A 13,814-nucleotide genomic window follows, 5' to 3' on the forward strand; every position below is an offset into this window, starting at 1 on the left:
GTGACTCCTCAGTAGTGCTGGTGGGACGGCGTGCGAACGCGCGCGGTCGTGTGCAGGTCGAGCCGGATGCGGCGGCCGGGCGGCAGCTCCACGAGCAGCCGCGGGCCGTGCACAGCCACCTCCTGCTCGCTTTCGTGGATGGGAGGTGCGGTGTAGTCGCGGGGATCGCCCGGGTATCCGTCGCCGGATGCCGGGGCGGCGGTGACGGTGGCGTGGTCGAAGTCGTGCTCGGCGAACTGGCCCGCCTGCACCACGACCCGCCTGGTCCTGCTCAGGCTGAGGTTGACCAGCTCGAGCTCGGTGCCGTCGGCGCGGACCGCGCCGACCAGGGCGGCCACGTCGGGCGGCAGGCCGGGGCGGTGCTTGTCGGCGTCGAAGTAGGCCAGGCGGGTGGGCAGCAGGCCGCCGTTGTAGAGCACCTGCGGGGTGCCGGTGACGAGCTGCAGCAGCGCCTCGGTGAGCACCGGGTTGAGCCGCTGCCAGTGGTGCACGTGGATGGTGGCGAGGTCGGCGTCGTCGGCCTCGATCAGCGCCATGCGCCGCTGCACCTGCCCGAGCGCGGTGGTGAGCATCCGCTCGGGGTAGGCGGGGTTGGCGCCGCGCAGGTACTCGAGCCAGGGCGCCTCGTGCCCGGCCTCCTCCTTGTTGCGGAACGGCCGCACGACCGTCCAGTCGTAGCCGGACGCGCGGCGCAGCCGCTCCAGCCGGTCGGCGTCGGGCCGGCCGAGCGACCGGTGCCAGAGCCAGACGGGGAAGCCGAGCTGCGGCGGCTGGAAGTCGAACCAGCCGGAGTCGTCGTGCCGGTTGGGCACCAGCATGGTGGGCTTGCCCGCCTCGTCGCCCAGCTCGGCGAGCCAGCGGTCGCTGATGCTCATCTCCGTCTCGGTGACGGCGGCCTGCCTGGCGTGCTCGTACACGGCCTCGAGCGGGTCGCGGCCGATGGCGAGCGCGGCGTCGTCGCCGGTCAGCAGGTGGGCGTTGACGGCGGCGATCGCGGCGGCGGCGCCCACGCTGTAGAGGCCGTGCGGCCACTGCCAGCCGTAGTTGCCGCCGTACCAGCGGCCGCCGTGCAGCTCGCCGACGATGCCGGACGGGCCGACGTTGTCGGGGATGACGCCGTTGTTGGCCTCGGCCCTGCGCTGCCAGGCGCCGATGTAGCGCAGCGCCCAGTCGCGGTAGCGGTCCTCGCCGTCGTACAGCCAGGCGTTGACCGCGAGGCTGGTCGCGGCCAGGTTGACGGCCACGTCGCCCCGTCCGATGCGCTCGCGCATGGCGGCGCCCATGCGGGCGGCGTTGCACGGGTCGGCGAGGTCCTCCCAGCGGGTGATGCCGGGCAGGTCGCGCAGCGGCAGGCCGAACGGCCGCATGCTGACCAGGTCGGTGTGGTACGACGCCCACTCCCACTGCAGGCCGTAGCGGGGGCCGACGGCGCCGTTGTGCGGGGCGCGGATGATGTCGTGCTCGGAGTCGTAGTTGGCCGAGCCCGGCAGGTACAGCTCGGCGAAGCGGCGGGCGCGCGCGGCGAACCGCTCGTCGCGCGGGTCGGCGGCGCAGATGCCGTAGAACAGCAGCATCGACTCGCCCTGGTGGAACCAGTCGTAGCCGCGCTCGTACTCGTCCACCAGGTAGCCCAGCTCGGTGAGCTGGGCGGTGACGCCCTCCCAGTGGTGCTTGGCGGCCTCCAGCAGGTCGTCGGCGCCGCCGAGCTGGTAGAGGGTCGGCCAGTTGAAGAACGCCTCGTAGAAGTCGTCGGCTCCGTCGCGGTCCGCGGCCGGGCCGTGGTAGATCAGCCGCCCGTCCGGGGCGCAGTAGCGGGCGGCGAAGGCCCGCCAGGCCTCGTCGAGGGCGTCGAACAGCCGGCGTTCCAGCACCGCCCAGGCCGGGGGCGCGCCGAGCGGTACGGTCGCTCTGATCTCGCGCATGGTCACCCTTTCGTAGCTCCTGCCGTGAGGCCGCTGATGATGTGCCGTTGCATGAAGACGAAGAAGACGAGCAGGGGAGCGATGGCCAGCAGCAGCGTCGGGAAGACCACGGAGTAGTCGGTGGAGTACTGGCTGACCGCCGCGTAGACGCCGGTGGTGACGGTGTAGAGGCCGCTGCCCGGGCCGAGGATGATCTGCGGGTTCACGAAGTCGTTCCACACCGAGAAGGTGTTGAGAATGACCATCGTGGCGACCGCCGGCCGCATGAGCGGGAAGACGATGCGCCAGAACGTCCGCAGGCCAGGCTCCGTCCACCGCCGCCGCCTGGTCGAGCACGGCGGGGATGGTGGCGATGTAGCCGGCGTACAGGAAGATCGAGAACGGCAGCGTGAGCGTGGTCTCGAACAGCACGAACCCGCGGATGGTGCCCATCAGGCCGAGGGTCTTGAGCACGTACACGACGGGGATGACCAGCACCTGGCCGGGGATGAAGGTGCCGGCGAGGAAGAACAGCATGAGGACGCGGAAGCGGCGCTTGGGGCTGCGCGCGATCACGTACGCGGCGGGCGCGGCCAGCCCCACCGACAGCACGTTGACCGCCACCACGAACAGCAGCGTGATCGCATAGCCCTTGGCCACGTTGAAGTTCGGGTTGGTGAGCGCCCTGCCGAGCGGTTCGAGGGTCAGCCCGCTCAGGCCGAACGGGCTGGACAGGATGTCCTGCTGGCCCTTGAACGCGTTGACGGTCAGCACGTACAGGGGGATGAGCATGAAGGCGGTGGCCGCCCACAGGAACGTCTTTCTCACTGGTGCACCGCCAGCTCTCCGCGCCTGCGCAGCTTCGTCACCACGAACGCCAGCGCGCCTGTGACCAGCATGAGGATCACCGACTGCGCCGAGCCGAAGCCGAGCCTGGCGTCGTGGAAGGAGTTCCAGAGGATGAGGTAGGCGACGGTCTGCGTCTGACCGGCCGGGCCGCCCGCCGTCAGCGAGACGACCAGGTCGTACGTCTTCAGCAGCGTCACCAGCGACAGCACGATGTTCACCGTCACCGACGGCCCGAGCGCGGGCAGCGTGACGTTCCTGAACACCTGCCACCGGGTGGCCCCGTCGATGCGGGCCGCCTCGATCAGCGAGTGCGGCACCGCCTGCAGCCCGGCCAGGTAGAGCACGACGTTGACGCCGAAGCCCGCCCACACCAGCACCGCGATCATGGTGACGGTGGCCCAGGCCGGGTCGGACAGGAACGGCAGCACCTCACCGCCCCACGTGGTGACGAGGTTGTTGACCGCGCCGGTGGTGCCCAGGATGGCCGACCAGAGGAAGCCGACCACGAGGGCGCTCAGCACGTGCGGGTAGAACAGCACGATCCGAAAGAACGTGTTGAGCCGGGAGGAGCCGTTCACCAGGAGGGCGAAGCCGAGCCCGCAGAGGTTGAGCCCGGCGGTGCCGGCCGCGGCGATGAGCAGGGTCACCAGCGCGGCGCGGCGCAGCTCGGGATCGTCGAGCAGGTCGAGGTAGTTGGCGGCGCCGACGAAGGCGGGGTCGGCGCTGAAGCCGTCCCAGTCGGTCAGGCTCAGCCAGAAGGCCAGGCAGACCGGGACGATCAGCATCACGACGTACAGGACGGTGGCCGGGGCCACCATCAGCGTGGTGGCCAGGCCCTCGTGGCGGCGCCTCACGCGCTCGCGTACGAGGGGGCGTCGCACCGCGGGGGGTGCCTCCCGGGTGAGCGTCATGATTTGCCGGCCAGCCAGCGGTCGACGCCCTCGGCGACCTCCTTGGGCGACTTGCCCACGTACAGGCCCTGGACCTCGGTGTTCCACGCGGCGTTGAAGCCCTTGGGCAGGGTGGCGTCGCCGTAGCCCTCACCCTGCGGGACGCCCTGCGGCGCCTCGTCGAGGATCTTCTGCACCTCCTTCTCCAGCGGGGTGAAGTCGCGCTCGACGCCGGAGCGGAAGTTGCCGTCCTGGGCGAGCTGGCTCTTGACCGCCTCGGGGTCGGTGACCAGCCACTGGACGAGCTTGAGCGCCGCGTCCTTGTGGGGGGTGGACTTGAGGATCATGTACGGGGCCGCCAGCGTCTCGCCCTGCGGCCCGGGGTAGGTCTGGCCCTTGTTGACGGGGGCGGGGAAGACGCCGACCTCGAAGTCCTTCTTCGCCTTGGCCTCGGAGGCGGTGAACCAGCTTCCCGTGATGTACATGCCGGACTTGCCGGACAGGAAGGCGGTCTCGGCGTCGGCGTACTTCATGCCGAGCGCGTTCTTGTCGACGTAGCCCTTGTCGATCCAGGTGCGGTAGCGCTCCAGGTAGGGCAGCAGCGACTCGCCCGCCTTGAGCTTGCCCGCCTTCACGTCCTGCTGCCAGTTCGGGTAGAGCTGCGCCCTGCTCGGATTGGACAGCTGGAGCACCTGCAGCCCGGTGAGGAAGTCGCCGCCGGTCTGCAGCGGCAGGTAGCCCGCGTCCTTGAGCCTGGCCATGGCGGCGTCGAAGTCGTCGAACGTCTTCGGCGGCTCCTTGATCCCGGCCTTGTCGAAGGCGGTCTTGTTGTAGAAGACCAGCGACTGGGCCTGCACCCCCACGCCGACCGTGTAGATCTTCCCGCCCAGCTTCGCCTGCTCGGCCAGCGGCGTGTCCTTCGCCCACGGCTGGTCGGTCAGGTCGAGCAGCTGCTCGGCCAGTGTCTCGTCGGCCATCAGCGTCTCGACCACGTCGGGCGCGTTGCCGGCGGCGAGCTGCTGCGGGAGCGTGTCGGCCACGCCCTTGCCGGTGGGCGCCTCGATCTTGACGTCGATGCCGGGGTTGGCCTGCTCGAACGGCTTGACCAGGCCCTCCCAGTACGTCTGGGTGAGGTTCGGGCTGATGTTGACCAGCATGCGGACGGTGACCTTGCCGCCCTCGGATTGGCGTGCCTGGGAGTCGCCGGCGAAGCCGCCCCCGCCGCAGCCGGTCAGGACGAGCAGGCAGCCGAGGGCCGATAGGGCGAGGGACGGTCGGGGGGAACGCATCGCACCTCCAAGGGGGCGAGATTTGCGACGCCTTTTAATGGGTCGGTACTCGATTAGCGATTATTTAATACGTTGGTCACATGGGGTCGTCAAGGGGATATGTGGTGCTACAAATACGTTTCCAGCGGCTTACTGAGTCATAAGTACGTTAAAGTAAGCCCGTGAACGCACCCGATGACGACAAGCGGCTGGTCGTGGGCGACGAGGAGCTCGCCACGCTGCGCGAGTGGGCCGCGCGCGAGCCGGCGAAGGGGCCGGGCAGAGGTATGGCGCTGCGCAGCCGCATCATCCTGGCCTGTGCCGAGGGGCTGCCGCGCAAGGAGGTCGCGGCCCGGCTCGGCGTCAGCCCCGCCACGGTGGCCAAGTGGCGGGCCCGCTTCGTCGAGCGCGGGCTCGACGGGCTCGCCGACGCGCCCAGGCCGGGCCGCCCCCGCAGTCCCGAGCGCATCGAGGCCGAGCGGGTGATCGCCGCCGCGGCCGGCGGCGCCGCCGTGCCGTCCACCAGGACGATGGCCGCCCAGCTCGGGCTGTCGCAGTCCACGGTCGCGCGCATCTGGCAGGAGCACCAGATCGCGCCGCCCGCCGCCCGCGTGCTGCCCAGGGAGCTGCTCTCCGACCGCGTCTACGCGCTGCTGCGCGGCTGGATCGTCTCCGGCGAGCTGAAGGCCGGGCAGCGCCTGGTGGAGGCCGAGATCGCCCGCCGGGTCGGCACCAGTCAGGCGCCGGCACGCGAGGCGATCAAACGATTGGCGCACGAGGGCCTGGTCATCTCCTATCCGAACCGGGGCAGCTATGTCGCCGAGATCTCGGACGAGCAGGCCCGGGAGGTTCGCGACATCAGGGTATTGCTGGAGGAGTATGCCGCACGCCGGGCGGCCGTCCGCATCCAGCCTGAGACGTTGCGCCAGCTCTCGGCCGATGTCCTGGCCATGCGCAAGGCGGCGAAGGACGGCGACATCGGCGCCTTCCGCGACGCCGACCTCGCCTTCCACCGCCGGGTCTGCGCGGCCTGCGGAAACTCCTTCCTGCTGCGGTTGTGGCGGACGATCGAGTCGAACCTGTGGAGCCTGCACGTCGTGGGCAACCCCCTCTACGACGGCGACTGGAGCGCGATGGCCGGCCACCACGACGACCTGGTGGCGGCGCTGGCCGCGGGCGACCCCGACGAGGCGGCCCGGCTCTTCGCCGCGCACGCCCGCGGCGAGGCCTCCCGTACCCGCCCGAAGAACGCGGCGAGCACGGGAGGCGCGGCGGCGGCCGGAGCCCCGGAGGGCGCGGAATGCGCCACGGCGGACGCCAGAGGCGCCCTGACGGACACCGAAGGCGCCCTGACGGACACCGAAGGCGCCCTGACGGACGCCGGAGACGCCCTGACGGACGCCGGAGGCGCCCTGACGGACGCCGGAGACGCCGTGCCGGTTCATCCGGACGGCGTGACGGTCCGGGCGGCGGACGGTGTGACGGCTCAGGCCGACGGCGCGATCTCGTAGGTGGCGCCGCGCCGGGTCTCCAGCACCACCACGCCGGCCTCCGGCCGTTCGACCTCGACGGGACGGCCGCGCTCGGTGACCGTCACCGGGCCCGCCGTCCGCAGCGTCAGCGGGCGTCCGAGGTCGGAGCGGATCCGGCCGCGCCGCAGCGCGCCGCCCGCCCACTCCACGTCCACCTCGAACCCGCCCCTGGCCCGCAGCCCGCGGACCGACCCGGCGGGCCAGGCCGCGGGCAGGGCGGGCAGCAGGTGCACCTGATCGGCGTGGCTCTGCAGCAGCATCTCGACGATGCCCGAGGTGCCGCCGAAGTTGCCGTCGATTTGGAACGGCGGGTGCAGGTCGAACATGTTGGGCGCGGTGCGCGCCGGGACCAGCAGGTTCGACAGCCGCTTGTACGCCTCGGCGGCGTCGAGCAGCCGCGCCCAGAAGTTGATCTTCCAGGCCAGCGACCACCCGGCACCGGCCTCGCCGCGCAGCTCCAGCGAGCGGCGCGCGGCGGCGGCCAGCTCGGGCGAGAGCCGCGGGTCGATCTGGTGCCCGGGGAACAGCCCCCACAGGTGGGAGGTGTGCCGGCTGCGCGACAGCGCCGCGTCGCCCCGGTAGTCCTCCTGCCACTCCTGGATCTGCCCGAGGTGCCCGATCTGGTTGGGCACCAGCCGCCCGCGCGCCTCGGTGGCCTTGGCCGCCAGCTCCTCGTCCTGCCCCAGCACCTTCGACGCCTCGGCGAACGCGCCGAACAGGTCGCGCAGGATCTGCATGTCCATGGTCGGGCCGGCGCAGATGCTGACGTTCTCGTCGTCGTCCTCGTGGTGGCCGACCTCGGGCGAGTGCGACGGGTTCGTCACCAGGTAGCCGGTCCTGGGGTCGGTCTGCAGCGTGTCGAGGAAGAACTCCACCGAGCCCTTGATCAGCGGGAAGTGCTCGCGCAGCCGCCGTTCGTCGCCGGTGTAGAGGTAGTGCTCCCACAGGATGAGGCAGAGCCAGGCGCCGCCGGTCGGCCAGACGCCGTAGAAGGCGAAGTCCACCGGCGCGGTGCCGCGCCAGCCGTCGGTGTTGTGGTGCGCCACCCAGCCCTTCGCGCCGTACTGGGTCTTCGCGGTCTTCGCACCGGTCTCCGACAGGTCCTTGATGAGGTCGAAGAGCGGGTCCATGCACTCGATGAGGTTGCCTGGCGCGGCCGGCCAGTAGTTCATCTCCAGGTTGATGTTGATCGTGTACTTCGACTCCCACGCGGGGGTCATCGAGTCGTTCCAGATGCCCTGGAGGTTCGCCGCGTGGCCGGGTGCGCGGGAGCAGGAGATGAGCAGGTAGCGGCCGTACTGGAAGTAGAGCGCGGCGAGCGCCGGGTCGGTGTCGAGCTGCTGGCGGGCGATGCGCTCGTCGGTGGGCAGCGCGGCCGCCTCGGAGGTGCCGAGGTCGATCTCCACCCGGCCGAACAGCTTGCGGTAGTCGGTGACGTGCTTGCGGCGCAGCACCTCGTACGGCTGCCCGCTCGCCCGCTTCAGGTACTTCCCCGCCACCTCATCGGGGTCGCCGCTGACGTCGCGATAGTTGCGGTAGCTGGAGCCCATGGAGATGAGCAGCGTGACCTCGTCGGCGGCCTCGACCGACAGCGTGCCGCCGTCGGTGCGCACGGCGCCGCCCTTGGCCTGCGCCTTGACCAGGGCGCGGAAGCGCACCTCGCCCGGCATGCCCTGGGTCTCGCCGCTGACGCCGTCGAGCGCGATCGTGTCGCGCCCGGCCGCCGACGCGGTGGTCTGCTGCGGGCTGGAGAAGGCGGCCTGGAACGTCACCGAGCCCGGCTTGTCGGCGGTGAGCCGGACCACGATGACCTGGTCGGGGTTGCTGGCGAAGACCTCGCGGGTGTGCCGCACGCCGTCGCGGACGAAGCTCACCGAGGTGACGGCCGTGTTCAGGTCCAGCTCGCGGCGGTAGCCGGTGAACTCATCCGAGCCGGGGAAGGTCAGCGTCAGGTCGCCGAGCACCTGGTACGGCGCCTGCTCGCTGGGCCGGCCGAGGAACTTCTCGTCGGCGAGGTTCTGGGCGAGCTTCCACTTGTCCTCCCACACCCACTGCCGGATCTGGGGGAGCGCCTCCAGCGCCTCGGGGCTGTCGTAGGTGTGCGGGCCGCCGGCCCAGATGCTGTCCTCGTTGAGCTGGAGGCGTTCGGAGGTCACGCCGCCGAAGACCATCGCGCCCAGCCGGCCGCAGCCGACGGGCAGCGCCTCCAGCCACTCGGCGGCCGGGCGGGTGTACCAGAGGGTCAGGGCGTCGTCGCGGGCCTCGGCCCGCGCGGGGCCGGCCGAGACGCCGTTCACGAGCAGGGTTCCGGCCGCGGCGGTCAGACCGGTCGCGAGCACGCCTCGGCGCGTGTAGCCGTCGTTGGTCACGGTTGCTCCTGTTCGAAGGGGGGTGGGGGATGGCGCTCGCCCGGGGGCGACGAGCGGGCTGCCCCGGGCCGATGCCGGGTGCGCACTGCCGTGAGCACGAACCAAGGGCCGAAACGCCCTATACATGGGATGTATCTTTACGTCACACTGCCGATATCTGTCCAGACCTCACGTAATTTCGCTGAAACATCGGAGGTAAGTCGTGCGTCGTATCGATGCTCACCATCACGTCTGGGATCTGGCGGCCCGCCCGCACGCCTGGCTCGACCCCGAGCCGATGGCGCCGGTGCGGCGCACGTACACGCTGGACGACCTCGCGGGCGAGGCCGCGGCGGCCGGCGTCGAGCGCACGGTGCTCGTGCAGGTACTCGCCGACCTGGACGAGACGCGCGAGTTCCTCGCCATCGCCGCCGCGTCCGAGCTGGTCGCGGGCGTGGTCGGGTGGGTGGACCTCACCGCGCCCGGCGTCGCGGACACGCTGGCCGAGCTGCCGCCCGGGCTCGTGGGCGTGCGCCACGGCGTGCAGTCGGAGCCCGACCCCGACTGGCTCGACCGCCCCGACGTGCGGCGCGGCCTGGCCGACGTGGCCGCGGCCGGGCTCGCCTACGACCTGCTCACGCTGCCGCACCAGCTTCCGTCCGCGATCAGGACGGTGGCCGCGCTGCCCGAGCTGACGTTCGTGCTCGACCACCTGTCCAAGCCGCCGATCGCGAGCGGCGAGCTGGAGCCGTGGCGCGGCCGGATCAAGGAGCTGGCCGCGCACCCGAACGTCTTCTGCAAGCTGTCCGGCATGGTCACCGAGGCCGACTGGGCGGCCTGGCAGGTCGCCGACCTGCGGCCGTACGCCGAGGTCGTGCTGGAGGAGTTCGGGCCCGAGCGGGTGATGTTCGGCTCCGACTGGCCGGTCTGCCTGCTCGCCGCCCGCTATGACCAGGTCGTGGCGGCGGCCGACGAGCTGTGCGCCGGCCTGTCGGAGAGCGAGCGCGCCGCCGTCTTCGGCGGCACCGCCCGCCGCGCCTACAAGCTCGGGGAGCTCTAGGGACTCTGGGGCACGGCCTCCACCCGGAACGTCGTGTGGTAGCTGCGCGACTCCTGCGGGCCCAGCCAGATCATGCTGCCGTCCGCCCTGGCCGCCGCGTCGCCCGACACGTGGTGGGTGGACGGCTCCAGCCCGACCGCGTAGTTGCCCGAGCGCAGGTTCAGCCACTCGAAGAAGTACGGGAACTCCGCCGCCCGCCACTCGACGGTCACCCGCATGCCGAGCCGGTCGTTGACCACGGCCACCCGATGCAGCCCGTCGGACACCGGGGCCAGCACGTGCTCGTACACCTGCTCCACGAACCCCGGCGCCGGGCCGGGGAACACGAGGTGATCGGCCTTCTGCTCGGCGACGCTGTCGCTCTGCCACACCGTCTCGCGGATGTCGGCCTCCAGCCGCGCGCCCTCGTCGAGCAGCGGCCAGCCCAGGTTGATGTGGTACAGGTACATGTGCGGCGTCGGCTCGAACCCGGCGTTCGTCACCGTGTCGACGAGCCGGATCTCGTCGCCGCCCAGGTCGGCCTCGATACGGCGGACCAGGCGCAGGTTCTCGGCGAAGACCGCCGCCTGCCGCATCTCGCCCTCCGCCCACAGCACGCAGCGCTCGCCGTCCCACCGCTCGCCGTAGCCGGTCAGCCGGGCGGGCAGGTTGCCCGCCCTGCCGTGCAGCCCGTGCCGTACGGACGTGCGCGGCGGATACCGGTAGGTGCCGGCCGGCACGTCGCCGCCGAACAGCGTGTGGTCCAGCCCGGCCGTCACGATCAGCCCGGAGAACGAGCGCAGCCACGACAGCCCGTCCTCGTCGTTGTTCTCGTGCAGGCCCGGGTGGCGAAAGCCGGTGGGGGAGCGCCAGCCGAACGCGCGCCCCGCGTGCTCGGCGTGTCCGATGTCCATGCACCGGTCGACCAGCACGTCGAACGCGAGCCCCGAGCCGGTGCGGAACTCCAGCGTCCTGATGCCGCGCTCGACGCCGTCGCCCAGGGTCACCAGCCGGACCCCGCCGGCCGCGCTCAGATCGCCCGTCAGCTCGGCCAGCCGGCCGCGGTTCGGCATCATGCCATCACCCACCCTCCGTTGACTTCGATGGTCTGGCCCGTGACGAAGGAGGCGTCGGGGCCGGTCAGGAACGACACCACGGCGGCCAGCTCGTCCGGCGTGCCGCGCCTCTTCAGCGCCTGCCGCTCCAGCACCATGCGGTTGTAGGACTCCAGGTCCTCGTGGATCTCCTCGGCCTTCGTGGCGAACGCGCCCGGCGAGACGCAGTTGACCCTGATCTCGTGCGGGCCCAGCTCGCGGGCCAGCGCCCGGGTGAGCGCCGCCGCGGCACCCTTGGTGGAGACGTACGCGGCCAGGTCGGACCAGCCGCCGTGCATGGTGATCGAGGCGATGTTGACGATCGCGCCGCCGCCGAGCCCGAGCATCTGCCTGGCCGCGTGCTGCGCGCACAGCCAGTAGCCGCGCTGGTTGACCGCCACCACCTCGTCGTACTCGGCCTGCGGCACCTCGAGGAACGGCCGTGCCGGGTAGACGGCGGCGTTGTTGACGAGGATGCCGACCGGGCCGAGCCGCTCGGCCGTCTCGGCGAACGCGGCCTCGATCGCGGCCGGGTCGCGCAGGTCGGTCTTCAGGTTGAGCGCGCCTTCCAGGCCGTCGGTCGCGACGTCGAGCGCGGCGACCTGGTGGCCGTCGGCGGTCAGCCGGCCGACGATCGCGCGGCCGAGCGCCCCGGCGGCTCCCGTGACGAGCGCCGTGGTCATGTCGTCCTCCATTCCTCGTGCAGGTCGTTCAGCAGGCGCCGGGGCGGCGTGCCGGCCAGCAGCCCGTCGCGGACGAGCGCGGACGAGCGCCGCTGCAGCGCGATGTAGCCGGGGAAGCGCGGCCTGATCCAGGCGGCCTCCAGAGTGGTGCGGGTGTCGCGGTAGAAGCCGTCGCCGGCCTCCCAGACCGAGCGGGCGGCGGGCTGACCGCCGGTGGCCGGGAACAGCCGGGTCTGCACCGGCTCGGACGTCAGCCGCAGCAGGTGGGCGCGCACCGCTTCGCGCTTGTCCATGGCGCGTCTGGACACCGCGAGCCCGGTCCCGCCGAGCACGCTGCCCGGCGGGCGGCCCGGCCATGCGGGCGCGTCGGAGAAGGCCAGCGGGTAGGTGACGTAGCCGTACAGCAGGGGGCACCAGTCCACCCGGCCCGCCGCGATGGCGTCCAGCACGCCGATGGGGTTGAGCAGCGACACTTCGCGATCGGCGTGCGCGAGCAGCTCGGCCATCAGCTCGAGCGCCCGCTCACCGGCCGTCTCGTCGAGGAAGTCGCCGCAGGTCAGCGCGCAGAACATGAGGAACGCGTGCGGCCCGCCCAGGCACAGCGCCATCCGCGAGTCCCGCGCCCGCTCGGCGACCTCCGGCCAGGTTCCCGGTGCCCGCAGGCCGGGGCGGGCGGCGGCGACCTGCGTGGCGGCGTCGAGCGGCAGCGCCCACTGGCGGCCGTCCAGCCGGTAGCTCTCCCAGGAGCGGCCCGCGAACCGCAGCCCGGCCGGCTCGTCCGGCGCGAACAGCTCCTCCATCGGCACCAGCGCGTCCACCGCCGCGCCCAGCCCCGGATGGTCGATCACCAGCACGTCGTAGGTCTCGGCCAGCTTCGCGATCGGCTCAGACTCGAACCCCTCCAGGGGCTGCCGGTCCCACTCGATCGGCTCGGGCACCGGCCCGTACGGATGCTCGCCCGCCTTGTCGAGCCGGGTCAGCTCGTCCAGCGGCGCGTACCCGCGGGGGTGGTCCCAGGTCAGTCCTCGCATGCCAGCACGCCCTCCGCCAGCAGCTCGGCGGTGCGCTCCTCCGGATAGCCCAGCTCCGCCAGCAGCTCCCTGGTGTGCTCGCCCACCAGCGGCGCGCCCCTGCGCACCCGCGGCGGCGAGGCGCTCAGCCCGTACGGGAAGCCGGGCGTGGTCACCGTGCCCTCCGTGCGGTGCTCGTAGGTGACGAACGAGCCGTTGTGCCGCACCTGCGGATCGGCCACCAGGTCGGCGTAGCCGTACACCGGGCCCGCCCACAGGTCGTGACGGGCGAAGATCTCCAGCCACTCGGCCGTCGTGCGCTCGGGCAGCCTGGCCGCCACCATCGCGGTGATCTCGTCGCGCCTGGTGTGGCCGTCGGCGTCGCCGTCCATCTCGGCCAGGGCGGGCAGGTCCATCGCCGCCGCCAGGCCGTCCAGCCGGGGCATGCCGAGCGCGATGTAGCCGTCCTTGGTGGTGAAGACGCCGTACGGGGCCCTGATATAGGTGTGGCCGTGCGGCTCGCGGCCGCGCCGCTGCGGCACCCCGCCGACCGTGAAGATCGACAGCTCCTGCATCTGCACGGCGACCGCCGCATCGAGCATGTTCACGCTCACCCGCTGGCCCTCACCGGTCCGCTCACGGTGCAGCAGCGCGGCGAGCGCGCCTTCGAAGGCGCTGTAGGCGGTGATGGCGTCGATCGCGTACGAGCCGGCGGGCACCGGCGGGTCGCCCTCCCTGCCCGTGCTCAGCATGGCCCCGCTCATCGCCTGCAGCAGCAGGTCCTGGCCGGGGCGCGAGGCGTAGGGGCCGGTCTCGCCGTAGCCGGACATGGAGACGTACACGATGGACGGGTTGAGCCCGCGGATCGTCTCGTAGTCCATGCCCAGCCGCTCGGCCACGCCCGGCCGGTAGTTCTGCAGGAACACATCCGCCGTCGCGGCCAGCCGGTGCACGATCTCCCGGCCCGCGTCCGACTTCAGGTTCACCGCGAGGCTGCGCTTGTTGCGGTTGAGCGACAGGAACGAGGCGTTGATCCGGTTGCCGGTGGCGCCGCCCGCGGGTGCGTGCCGCTGCCACTCGCCGGTCACCGGCTCCACCTTGACGACGTCCGCGCCCAGGTCGCCGAGGCGCATCGCGGCCAGCGGGCCCGCCATCGCGATGGACAGGTCCACCACCCGGTAGCCGTCGAGCACGCCCATG

General features: G+C 71.9%; 11 protein-coding genes. 2 read left to right on the top strand and 9 right to left on the bottom strand.

Annotated elements, in window-relative coordinates:
• Positions 1 to 8: 8 nt before the first annotated feature.
• From ACFMQL_RS25560 to ACFMQL_RS25575, 4 genes are all read right to left on the bottom strand, one after another.
• Positions 9 to 1,922, bottom strand: a complete 1,914-nt coding sequence (locus ACFMQL_RS25560) for a hypothetical protein (RefSeq protein ID WP_364056167.1) — start codon at positions 1,920 to 1,922, stop codon at positions 9 to 11.
• A gap of 2 nt (positions 1,923 to 1,924) precedes the next feature.
• The gene (locus ACFMQL_RS25565; RefSeq protein WP_378787370.1) at positions 1,925 to 2,188 is read right to left on the bottom strand and encodes a hypothetical protein; all 264 of its coding nucleotides are present in this window, start codon (positions 2,186 to 2,188) and stop codon (positions 1,925 to 1,927) included.
• Between the two features lie 537 nt (positions 2,189 to 2,725).
• A complete protein-coding gene (locus ACFMQL_RS25570; RefSeq protein ID WP_378787372.1) occupies positions 2,726 to 3,631 on the bottom strand; it encodes a carbohydrate ABC transporter permease in 906 nt (301 codons plus the stop codon).
• 26 nt (positions 3,632 to 3,657) lie between these two features.
• Positions 3,658 to 4,929, bottom strand: coding sequence for an extracellular solute-binding protein (locus ACFMQL_RS25575; RefSeq protein WP_364056158.1), 1,272 nt, complete (start codon positions 4,927 to 4,929; stop codon positions 3,658 to 3,660).
• Positions 4,930 to 5,090: 161 nt separating this feature from the next.
• Between ACFMQL_RS25575 and ACFMQL_RS25580 the strand changes: the two genes are divergently transcribed.
• A complete protein-coding gene (locus ACFMQL_RS25580) occupies positions 5,091 to 6,419 on the top strand; it encodes an FCD domain-containing protein (RefSeq protein WP_378787373.1) in 1,329 nt (442 codons plus the stop codon).
• Here ACFMQL_RS25580 and ACFMQL_RS25585 read toward each other — a convergent pair.
• Positions 6,395 to 8,809, bottom strand: coding sequence for a glycoside hydrolase N-terminal domain-containing protein (locus ACFMQL_RS25585; protein ID WP_378787375.1), 2,415 nt, complete (start codon positions 8,807 to 8,809; stop codon positions 6,395 to 6,397). The genes ACFMQL_RS25580 and ACFMQL_RS25585 overlap by 25 nt on opposite strands.
• A 202-nt stretch (positions 8,810 to 9,011) precedes the next feature.
• Here ACFMQL_RS25585 and ACFMQL_RS25590 point away from each other — a divergent pair, with 202 nt between their 5' ends.
• Positions 9,012 to 9,848, top strand: coding sequence for an amidohydrolase family protein (locus tag ACFMQL_RS25590; protein WP_364056149.1), 837 nt, complete (start codon positions 9,012 to 9,014; stop codon positions 9,846 to 9,848).
• Here the strand turns inward: ACFMQL_RS25590 and ACFMQL_RS25595 are convergent.
• Genes ACFMQL_RS25595 through ACFMQL_RS25610 form a run of 4 tightly spaced genes read right to left on the bottom strand, consistent with a single transcriptional unit; the run spans position 9,845 to position 13,813 of the window.
• Positions 9,845 to 10,903 (bottom strand): aldose 1-epimerase family protein, encoded by a 1,059-nt coding sequence (locus ACFMQL_RS25595; protein WP_378787377.1) that lies wholly within the window; start codon positions 10,901 to 10,903, stop codon positions 9,845 to 9,847. The two genes, ACFMQL_RS25590 and ACFMQL_RS25595, sit on opposite strands and share 4 nt — an antisense overlap.
• Entirely contained in the window at positions 10,900 to 11,604 is a 705-nt protein-coding gene (locus ACFMQL_RS25600; protein WP_378787378.1) for an SDR family NAD(P)-dependent oxidoreductase, read from the bottom strand. Before ACFMQL_RS25600 ends, ACFMQL_RS25595 begins: the two co-directional genes overlap by 4 nt.
• Positions 11,601 to 12,635, bottom strand: coding sequence for a hypothetical protein (locus ACFMQL_RS25605; RefSeq protein ID WP_378787379.1), 1,035 nt, complete (start codon positions 12,633 to 12,635; stop codon positions 11,601 to 11,603). The genes ACFMQL_RS25600 and ACFMQL_RS25605 overlap by 4 nt, the downstream gene beginning before the upstream one ends.
• Entirely contained in the window at positions 12,623 to 13,813 is a 1,191-nt protein-coding gene (locus ACFMQL_RS25610; protein ID WP_364056137.1) for a CoA transferase, read from the bottom strand. Before ACFMQL_RS25610 ends, ACFMQL_RS25605 begins: the two co-directional genes overlap by 13 nt.
• Position 13,814 lies beyond the last annotated feature (1 nt).

Origin of the sequence: Nonomuraea fastidiosa (assembly GCF_042751225.1) — a bacterium.
GTDB lineage: Bacteria > Actinomycetota > Actinomycetes > Streptosporangiales > Streptosporangiaceae > Nonomuraea > Nonomuraea fastidiosa.

Coding starts and splice junctions, on each gene's coding strand:
- ACFMQL_RS25595 (WP_378787377.1), bottom strand. CDS start 10,903: ATGATGCCGAACCGCGGCCGGCTGGCCGAGCTGACGGGCGATCTGAGC.
- ACFMQL_RS25565 (WP_378787370.1), bottom strand. CDS start 2,188: ATGCGGCCGGCGGTCGCCACGATGGTCATTCTCAACACCTTCTCGGTG.
- ACFMQL_RS25610 (WP_364056137.1), bottom strand. CDS start 13,813: ATGGGCGTGCTCGACGGCTACCGGGTGGTGGACCTGTCCATCGCGATG.
- ACFMQL_RS25575 (WP_364056158.1), bottom strand. CDS start 4,929: ATGCGTTCCCCCCGACCGTCCCTCGCCCTATCGGCCCTCGGCTGCCTG.
- ACFMQL_RS25605 (WP_378787379.1), bottom strand. CDS start 12,635: ATGCGAGGACTGACCTGGGACCACCCCCGCGGGTACGCGCCGCTGGAC.
- ACFMQL_RS25560 (WP_364056167.1), bottom strand. CDS start 1,922: ATGCGCGAGATCAGAGCGACCGTACCGCTCGGCGCGCCCCCGGCCTGG.
- ACFMQL_RS25600 (WP_378787378.1), bottom strand. CDS start 11,604: ATGACCACGGCGCTCGTCACGGGAGCCGCCGGGGCGCTCGGCCGCGCG.